The following is a 9225-nucleotide window of genomic DNA, read 5'->3' as shown; positions in this document are numbered from 1 at the left end:
GGTGTTCCCAGGCGATGGAGTGGGTCAGCGCCTTGGCCTCGACGACGCCGGTCGGCAGCGTGTACAGGTCACCCAGCAGGTCGAACACGATCGTCTTGCCGTCGGGGCTGACGTCCACGCTCATCCAGGTGCCGCTCTTCACGTCGATGTTGGCCGTCTTGGCCACGCCGGGCGGCGTGTTGACATTCCAGACCGCGGACGCGGCCGGCGCGGCAGGCTTGGGCGCTTCTTGCGCGTTCGCGGCCAGGGCTGCGGCCAGCAGCAGGGCGGGGGCGGCGTTCAGACGATGCATGGAGGCGGGTGTTGGGAAGACCAAAACCTTCGATGCTAGCGAAGGGTGGCTTGCCCGCCCGTTCGTCACGCCCCAGCCAAGGCCAGGGCTTCTGCGAGGTTCAGGGTTTGCCCGGAGGCCCAGGCCAGCTTGGCGCCGTCGCGGCTGAGTTGGGCGCCGGCCAGGCGGCGCACACGCGCCAGCGCGCGGGCTTCACGCGAGCCCAAGGCGCCCAGATGGCGCTGCCAGTACTGCTCGGCAAAGGCCGCCAGCTGCAGCGCATGCTCGGGCTGGCGCAGCCGTGCCAGCGGCCGGGGGAAGAGCTGCAGCGTCAAGGCCCGCGCGTGCAGATGCTGACGCCCATGCGCGATGCGCAAGGCCTGGCGAGCCGCCGCGAGCACGGCCGGCCAATCGCGGCGGGCTTCGTGGACCATGGCGAGCGAGATGGCCGCGTCGAGCTGGCCCACGCCGTCGCCATCGGCCTCGGCCAGCCGCTGGCAGGCGGTGATCCAGCCCAGCGCGGTGGCGATGTCGCCCAGCTCGATCAGGCACTGGGCGCGGTTGCGCAGCCTTGCGGCGGCCTGGCGCGAGTGGCCGACCGCCTCCCACAGCTCCTGGGCGCGGGCGTACAGCGCCTCGGCCTGCGCGGGCTGGCCACGCGACACGGCTATTGCCGCGAGCTGCTGCCAGGCACGTGCCTCGGTGGCCACGTCGCCGACGCGCCGGGCCAGGCCGATAGCTTCTTCAAGCGGGCGGGTCTGGCCCTGCTCGCGGTTGTCGCCGGCCAGCAGCACCCAGGCASGGCGCACCAGGGCCGGTGCGCGGGCGACGGGGTCGCTGCCGGCCAGTTGCAGCGCACGCTCGGCCTCGGCCAGCGCGAGGGCGCGGTCGCCGTGTGTGAAGGCCAGTTGCGCGCGCAGCTCATGGCCGGCGGAGCAGGGCGTGAGTTGCAGCAGCAGGCCGAGCTGGTCCACCAGCGTGCGGTCCACGCCGTCGCTTTCCCAGCAGGGGCGCATGGCCAGCGCCAGGCGCAGGCCGGTGGCCGCGTCACTGTCGTCCGCCGCGCTGGCCACAAGGGCGCGAGCCTGCTCGCGCCGTGGCGCCCAGGCCGTGATGGGCGCCTGCAGGCCCAGCGCCAGCGCCCAGTCGCACAGCGCCGCGCGCAGCTTGCGGCGCGCTTGGCGCTGCTCGGCCGCGTCCACGTGCGCCAGCACGCCGCGGCGCAGCAGCTCCAGCATGCGGTAGCGCGGCTCGGCGTCGCCGGCGGCCTGCAGCAAGGAATGGCCGACCAGTTCATTCAGCAGTGCCGGTGTGCCGCCGAGGGCTTCGACGTCGGCCCAGGCGAAAGCACCGGACAGGGCGGCCAGGCGCTGCAGCAGGGCGCGCGGCTCGGGGCCGAGCAGGGCCAGGCTCCAGTCCAGCAGGCCCGCCACCGAGGCGTGGCGGGGCGCTCGCGTCGGGCTCGCGAGCCAGGCAGGCAGTGGCGCGGCCTGCGTGCCGAGGCCGCGCCACTGCGCCAGCATCTGGGCCGGCGAAAAGCTGCGCACGCGGGCGGCCGCCAGCTCCAGCGCCAGCGGCAGTCCCTCAAGCTCGCGGATCAGTTCGGTCAGCGCGGCCTGGTTGTCGCGGCTGGCGTGGAAGTCGGCCCGCACGGCGCGGGCGCGGTCGATGAAGAGAGCCTGGGCGGTGTCCTGGGCCGAATTTTCAGCACTTGCGAGCGGTGCCACATCGACGAGGGTTTCGCCGTCCACCTCCAGCGCATGCCGGGACGTGACGAGCAGGCACAGCGTGGGCGCCTGCGCCAGCAGCCGCTGCACGGCCTGGGCGACGACGCCGAGGGCCTGCTCGGCGTTGTCCAGCACCAGCAACCGCAGGCCGCCGGGGTCTTGCAGCGCAGCCTCGATGGCCGGCCAGCCGCCGCCGCGCGTGACGGTCAGGGCGCGCTCGAGCGCTGCCACCAGGCCGGCCTCGWCGCGCACCTCGGCCAGGGCCGCCATGCCGCAGCTCCAGTCGTGCTCGCCGAACTGCAGCCAGGCCAGTTCCACCGCGAGCCGGGTCTTGCCCACGCCGCCTGGGCCGACGAGCGTCAGCAGGCGCAGCTGGGGCAGCCGCGCGGCCAGCGCCTCGAGCCGGCCCGGCGGCGCAAAGTAGCGCGTCAGATAGCGCGGCAGGCTGGTGGCGAACGAGGGCAGGGCGGGAGCGTGCACGAACTCGAGCACCGGCTGCGGCTGCGGGGGCAGATCGTCGGCCAGCGCCGCCAGCCGATGCCGCTCGGCGACGACCCAGTCGTCGAAATGGCCGGGCAGCAGCTCACCGCCATAGTGGGAAGCAAGACGGGTGGCCTCGAAGTCATGCACGTCAGAAGCCAGCGCACCGGGCAGCAGCGAGACCTGCAGGCGGTCGGCGTTGAAGAGCGGCGCTTCGTCGGTTTCGAGCAGGGCACGCAGCGTGGACAKGGTCTGGCGCAGCCGGTTGCGGCCGACGTCCAGTTCGACACCCGGCCACAGCAGCTCGACAAGTTCCTCGCGCGGATGCTGGCGCCTGGGCGCCAGCGCGAGGCGGGCCAGCAGCAGCACGCTGGCGCGGCTGGGCAGGCGGGTCAGCTCGACGCGGCCGGCCCGCTCGATCTCAAAACCACCGAGCAGGCGCAGACGGAGCATGGGTTCAGAACAGCCACCAGACGAACAAGCCGCCAAAGATCAGCCACTGCAAGCCGTAGTAGGCGAAGCGGCTCCTGGCCTTGATGCGTTTGCCGAACATGCGCACCTGCTGCACATAGGCAAACAGCTGGTTGATGCCGCCGGTCTTGTCGGTGTCCGAGTTGGGGGCGGCTGCGGCGCGGATCAGCGTGTGGCTGATGAAATGGTTGAACCAGCGCGCCACCGGGTTGTTGAGCGGCCGCTCGACGTCGCAGAACAGGATGATGCGCATCACGTCCGACTGGTTCTCTGCGTAGTGCAGATAGGTCTCGTCAAAGATGACGCCCTGGCCGTCACGCCAGGAATAGCGCTCGCCGTCGACCGAGATGTAGCAGCTGTCGGCATTGGGCGTGACGAGACCGAGGTGATAGCGCACCGAGCCGGCGAAGGGATCGCGGTGGGTGACGAGGCGCCCGCCCGGCGGCAAGGCCGCGAACATGGCGGCCTTCACGGTCGGGATGCGCTGCAGCAGCCCGGTCGTCACCGGGCAGAGTTCGCGCGCCGATGGATGCGCGTCGCCATACCACTTCAGGTGAAAGCGCGTCCAGCCGGTCTTGAAAAAGCTGTTGAAGCCGGCGTCGTTGTACTTGTCGCTCTTCTTGATCTCGCCCGCGTCGGCCAGCTTGAAGGCTTCGGCGCGGATGTCCTGCCAATGGTCTTGCAGCAGCTTGAGCTCCGGGAAGCCGGCGACCGGCAGATAGGGCTTGGCCGGCAGCCTGGAGAACAGGTACATCAGGCAGTTGATGGGCGCCATGAAGGTGGAGTGATCCATCAGCTGGCGGAAGAAGCGCAGGCGCACGCGGCCGCGGAAATGCACGTACATCGTGCTCGCGATGAAGACCGCCACGATGAGCAGCTTGATATAGGGAATGTCGTGGGTCATTTGGCGTAGAAGTCAGCCTCGCCGGGAGGCCGTGACTTGAAGCGCTTGTGCAGCCAGAAGTATTGGTGCAATTGTCGGCGCGCTTGAGCCTCGATGACGGCGTTCATCCGGGTGGCGTCGGCGACGATGTCATCGGTCGGGAAATTGGCCAGCGCCGGCTCGATGACCAGCGTGTAGCCATCCGCCTCGCGGCGCGGGTAGCAGGGCAGCACGGCCGCCTTGGTGACAGCCGCCATGCGCGACAGCCCGCCGATGGTGGCCGCCGGCACGCCAAAGAAGGGCACGAAGACCGAGTCGCGGTGGCCGAAGTCCTGGTCGGGCAGGTAGTAGAGGCGATAGCCCTCCTTCAGCGCCCGCAGCGTCGGCCGCGTGCCCTGCTGGCGCGCAAAGATGATGCCGGTGCCAAAACGCAGCCGCTTGGCGCGAAAGAACGCGTCCAGCCAGGGGTCCTTCTGAACCGAGTAGATGCTGACCAGCGGCGTCTCCAGCGACACCCGCAGGCCGGCCAGGTCCAGGCCGGTGAAGTGGGGCATCATCAAGATGACATTGCGGCCATCCAACGCGCGCAGGTTCTCAAGGCCTTCGATGCGGACCAGGCGCTTCAGGCGCTCGCGCGAAGCGAACCAGCCGTAGCCGTACTCCAGCAGCATCTGCACCATGGCGACGAAATTCTGGCGCAGCAGGCGGCGGCGAGCTGCCGGTGTCCAGTCCGGCAGCGCGAGCTTCAGGTTGACTTCACCGATGTGCCGGCGTGACGACGGCATCGATGCGACGAGGTTGCCAATCAGCCAGCCGAGGGCCGTGATGGCGCGAAACGGCAGCCAGCTGAGCAGCCAGACAAAACCGACAAGAAGCCTCAGGCCCACGATGTTTCCTGCCGTTTTTTCAAGGCATTCCTTTTAAAAACAATCACTTAGGGGTGAAGTGCGCCCTGATGGCGCGCGGCCATTGTCTCAGGCCGCCAGCACCGTGCGCCGCAGGCGCAAGCGTTGCGCCGTCAGCATCAGCAGCGGGATGGCCGCCAGCCAGGCGTAGGCCCAGGCGGACGGATGCATCCACCACGCCGCCGCGACCAGGCCGCATTGCAGCAACATGGCATTGCCGAAGCCCGCGCCGCGACCGCCGGTGTAGCTGGCGATCAGCATCGCCGCCAGCCACAGGCCGAGCAGGATGCGCAGGGCGAGCCAGAGCATGCCGGGCTGGTCGAGGGCCAGCAGGCCGACCAGCGCCGGCCATTGCAGCAGCGCGAAGGTGCAGGGTTCGGAGAGGGCACGGTTCAGCATGGGGTCTCCCGGGCTCATCAGGGTTCGACGGTGTAGTTGCGCCAGCGCGTGGTGATGGTGTTGGCGACGCTGATGTTCAGGTTGGACGTCCGGCGTCCGCTGGCGTTGAGGATCTCGGCTCGGCATGTGATGGTGCTGGGGATGTATTGCTCTTCCTCGACCACACCGCGGACGGCCTCCAGCTCACGGCGCCGGCTGGCGCTGGCCGTGGCGAGCTCGGCGTTGATCTCGTTCAGGGCCGCTCCGCGGTTGCCGCGGCCGTAGTTCATCGTCACATTGAAGTTGCGCGCCGAGCCGCCGCCGTCCACCGCAGTCTTCACGTCCGTCTCGAAGGCATGCAGCATCGAGGCGCCGCCGCGGTTGTTGGCGTCCTGCGTGATGGGGCCGAGGTTCTCCCAGATATTGCCGGGGCCGTCGAGGTTGTGGTTGAGCAGGTGGCCCTTGACGTAAAGGTGGTCGCCTGCATTGCCGTCGCTGCGGCGCTTGGCCAGCCGCACCCAGCGCGCCGACGTGACGCTGGGCTCGCCACCGCGCACTGGCCAATGCGAGCGTTGGGCGTTCAGCCGATCGATCTGCGCGGAACGGGCCCATCCCTGCGCGGTGACGGTGCCGAACGCCGGCGGTGTGGAGGCGCCACCGCCGGCCGGCATCAGGCGCCGGGTCACGGTGGCGATCTCGGTGATCAGCGCGACGATGGCGGCGGAAACCACCTGAGGATCGTTGGACGTCATCGGATCGGCCGAACCGCCCGCGGCCGCAGTGCCCGCAGCCGGTGCCGCGCTGCCCAGCGAGCGGGCACGACGGCGCAACTGCTGCAGCCGGCGGTACTTCTGCTGGGCATCCGTGCGGTCTTCGCTGGCGGGCAGGCCGGCCAGGAAGTCGGGGAAGCGCTGCGGCGTCGAGGCCACCATCAGCTCGCCTTCCTCGCCTTCACCCTCGAGATAGAGCTCGTGCGGCTCGCCGCTCTCCGTCGTGAAGCTGAAGCGCTCGCGCCACCATTGCACGACCGCACCAACGGCACCGCGCACTGCCGCCACGCCGCGGCGCGCCATCGCGATGAAGGCCTGGCCCAGCTCGATGGCGCGGTCGATCAGCCAGTCGATGGCCTGGTCGACCAGCGCGCGCACGGTCTCCAGCAGCTCGTGCATGCGCTCGCCGATGCGGCCCAGGCCGAACTGGTTGGCGAGGAAGCCGATGGCAACGGGCATGGCGCGGTCCAGCGCGTCCTCCAGGAAAACGGCCGCGCCGTCGATGGCGCCGTGGGCGATGTCCAGGATGCCGTCCAGCACCTTCGAGACGATCTCCAGCATCTCGCGCAGGTACTGCATGAAGGACTCGATGGCGTTGTAGACGGCCACCAGCGTGTTGATGACCGGCATGATCCCGGTCACGTCCAGCAGGCTCATCAGCCAGCGCGTGGCGCGGCCGATGATGGCGTCGGTGACCCAGCTGATGACGCCGTCCAGCACCCGGTCCCACAGGTTGGACAGCTGGTTCTGGATCTCCACCCACAGCCCCGCCGGCCCCTCGTTGATGAGGATGGACAGGAAATGCCAGGCGCCGGTGGCCAGGTTCATGATCTGGCGCAGGCGCCGCACGGTGCTGGCGTCGAGCTTGAGCGTCAGCCGCTCGAAGATGTGCTCCACCGTGATGCCCAGCACCTGCAGCACGAAGCCGAAGATCGAGCCGATGGAAAAGTCGGTCGGCGGCGTGATGCCGGCGGACTCGGCCTGGCCGAACAGCCAGCCGCTGACGCCGTTGAGCAGATGGGTGCCGATGTTCTCGAAGAAGCGTCCGAAGCCCGCCTTCACCGCACCTAGCAGGTTGATGAGGAAGCCCACCGGGTCGGTCAGGATGTCGCCAATGGCCGCCGCGGCCTTGGCCAGGACCTGCACCACCAGCTCCGGCGGCAGGCCCAGCACGCGCAGCACCGACTGGAAGAAGGTCCAGGCCGCGCCGGCCAGGTCGCCGTCGACGAACACCTGGCGCAGGATGCGCAGGGCTGTAGCCTGCACCCGCGGCCACAGCGTCGGGTCGCTGAAGAACTGGCCGAAGACGGGGATGCGCGCCAGGATCTGGTTGAAGACGAAGTTCTTGACGGGTTCGCGGATGCAGCAGGGGATGGCCTCCCAGACGCTGGACAGGATGAGCTGGGGCAGGCGCATCAGATCGCCCACCACGCCGATGAGCTTGCGCACCACGCCCACCGCGTTCTCGATGAAGGGCGTCAGCGCGTCGAAGCCCTGCAGGATCCAGTCGAACAGGCCGCGCACCTTCTCGTCTGCCCAGCTCACGAGGCGCAGGGCCGCGTCCTCCAGCCAGCCCAGGGCATTGGCCAGCATGGCCATCAGGCTGTTGGAGCGCAGGCTGCCCATCAGCGAGGACACCGCATTGCCGAGCGCGCCCACCTTGGTCGACACCCAGCCGCCTGCTTCAACGATGACGCTGCGCACCGTGCCAATTACCTGCGTGACGGAAGGCAGCACGGTGGCCAACGTGTCGCGGTTCTCGGCCACGCCATCGCCGCCTTCCATGGCCGTGGCCGACGCGTTCAGCTGCGTGGACATCTGCTGCATCTGCTGGCCGAAGTTGCGCATCCACGGCGGCGGCAGCATGTCCGCCACCTTCTGCGCCGTGGCGGCGATGGGCTGCCAGACGGGCGCCGTCTGCTCCTTGACCCAGTCCCAGGCCTCGCCGGCCTTGCTCGTGATCCAGCCGACGATGCCGCCGGAGCTGTCGGCGCTGGTCGCATCCTCCGGCCCGAAGAGCTGCTCCTTGACCCAGCCCCAGGCATCGCCGACGGCATTGCGCACCGGCGCGGTCCAGTTCCAGATGTCGGTGCCGAAGGCCTCGATGCGCGCCCACACGGCGCCGGCCTTGCTGCGCAGCCACTCGATGGCCGGCGCGCCATAGCCGTTCCACAGGTCGGTGAAGAAGTCGCCGATGGGCTGCAGGAAGGTCGTCAAGCGGTCCCAGGCTTCGCCGGCCACTTCCGTCACGAAGGTCTTCAGCTCGTCGATGGCGTTCAACAGCGGCTGGCAGTCGCCCGAGATCAGCGCGGCGGCAATGCCGCTGGCCCGCTCGACAAGGCCGGTGAACACGCCCAGCATCGTCGTCAGCGTGCCGCTCGGGTCCAGCGCGTTGAGCACCGAGGCCAGGCCGTCCAGCGCCGAGGACACCATCTCGCGCAGCAGGGCCATCGGTCCGCGCTCGATGACGGGCACCAGGCTGGGTGCCACTTCGCGCACCAGGCGCATGGCCACGGCACCGATGGCTTCGCCGACCGCCTCGACGGCGGAACCGGCTGCATCCACGCCGGCATCCACGACATCGCCGCCGAAATCGGCCACGGCGCCCGCGGCGTTGCCGAGGGTGTCCAGAATGCCTGAGCGCTGCACGCCGGCGGCAGGTGTTTCCTTGGCCGTCAGCGGCGCGCTGCTGGCCACCTTCTTCGCATTGGCCTCGGCCTCGCGTTCGGCCTTGTCGTGGTGGGCGCCACCGTCGGCCGCGCTCGGCTGGGTCGCAGGCACGCCCGCACGCTGCTGCTGCACGACGTGGGTGAGCTCGTGCGCGAGCAGGCCGCGGCCCTCTGCGCTTTCCGGCGCGAAGTGGGCAGCGCCGAAGACGATATTGCTGCCGGCCGTGTAGGCCCGCGCGCCCATGCCGGCGGCGGACCCGGCGGCGTCGCCATCGGTGTGCACGCGAACATCGGCCAGCGGCACGCCGAAGCGGCCTTCCATCTCGGTGCGCACCGGCGCCGGCAGCGGCTGGCCGCCGCCGGCCTTGTCCTGCAGATAGCGGGGCAGGCCTGCGGCCGATGATTTGGCTGCCGCTGCGCGCGGTGGCCCGCGGCTGGCTGCGCCTCGTGGCTTGCGTGCGGTGGCGGTGCGCGCCTGCATGGTCAGGGCCTGCTAACGCTACGGGAATCGGTGCGAGAGGGGCTACGCGGGTGCACGGCTAGGCGTCGCGCTGAAACCCGGGCTGGGTGCCCGGGCAAGGCGCGCAACAAAGCCATGCGCCCGCGTAGCCCCTCTCCCGAAGGGTTGTCACTCAAAAGCCCGCGCGCGGCGTTGCGAAGCCTCGCTGGGG

The 9225-nt window shown here is 69.8% G+C and carries 6 protein-coding genes; all 6 read right to left on the bottom strand.

Translation table 11 applies throughout. From position 1 onward, the window contains the following. On the bottom strand, window positions 1–292 hold a 292-nt coding region (locus ACXJKJ_RS29660; protein ID WP_457394840.1), incomplete at its 3' end, for a hypothetical protein. A gap of 65 nt (window positions 293–357) precedes the next feature. Next, complete coding sequence (locus tag ACXJKJ_RS29655) at window positions 358–2931, bottom strand: ATP-binding protein (protein ID WP_457394837.1); 2574 nt, start codon at window positions 2929–2931, stop codon at window positions 358–360. Between the two features lie 4 nt (window positions 2932–2935). Further along, the gene (locus ACXJKJ_RS29650) at window positions 2936–3853 is read right to left on the bottom strand and encodes an aspartyl/asparaginyl beta-hydroxylase domain-containing protein (protein WP_457394834.1); all 918 of its coding nucleotides are present in this window, start codon (window positions 3851–3853) and stop codon (window positions 2936–2938) included. Next, window positions 3850–4719, bottom strand: coding sequence for a lysophospholipid acyltransferase family protein (locus ACXJKJ_RS29645; protein WP_457325831.1), 870 nt, complete (start codon window positions 4717–4719; stop codon window positions 3850–3852). Before ACXJKJ_RS29645 ends, ACXJKJ_RS29650 begins: the two co-directional genes overlap by 4 nt. A gap of 87 nt (window positions 4720–4806) precedes the next feature. Continuing rightward, window positions 4807–5136, bottom strand: coding sequence for a hypothetical protein (locus tag ACXJKJ_RS29640; protein ID WP_457394831.1), 330 nt, complete (start codon window positions 5134–5136; stop codon window positions 4807–4809). A 17-nt stretch (window positions 5137–5153) separates the two neighbouring features. Further along, on the bottom strand, window positions 5154–9035 hold the full coding sequence (locus ACXJKJ_RS29635) for an eCIS core domain-containing protein (protein WP_457394829.1): 3882 nt from the start codon (window positions 9033–9035) through the stop codon (window positions 5154–5156). Window positions 9036–9225: the final 190 nt, after the last annotated feature.

Source organism: Roseateles sp. P5_E1 (genome assembly GCF_054049335.1).
This window is presented reverse-complemented; position numbering and strand designations above follow the sequence as displayed.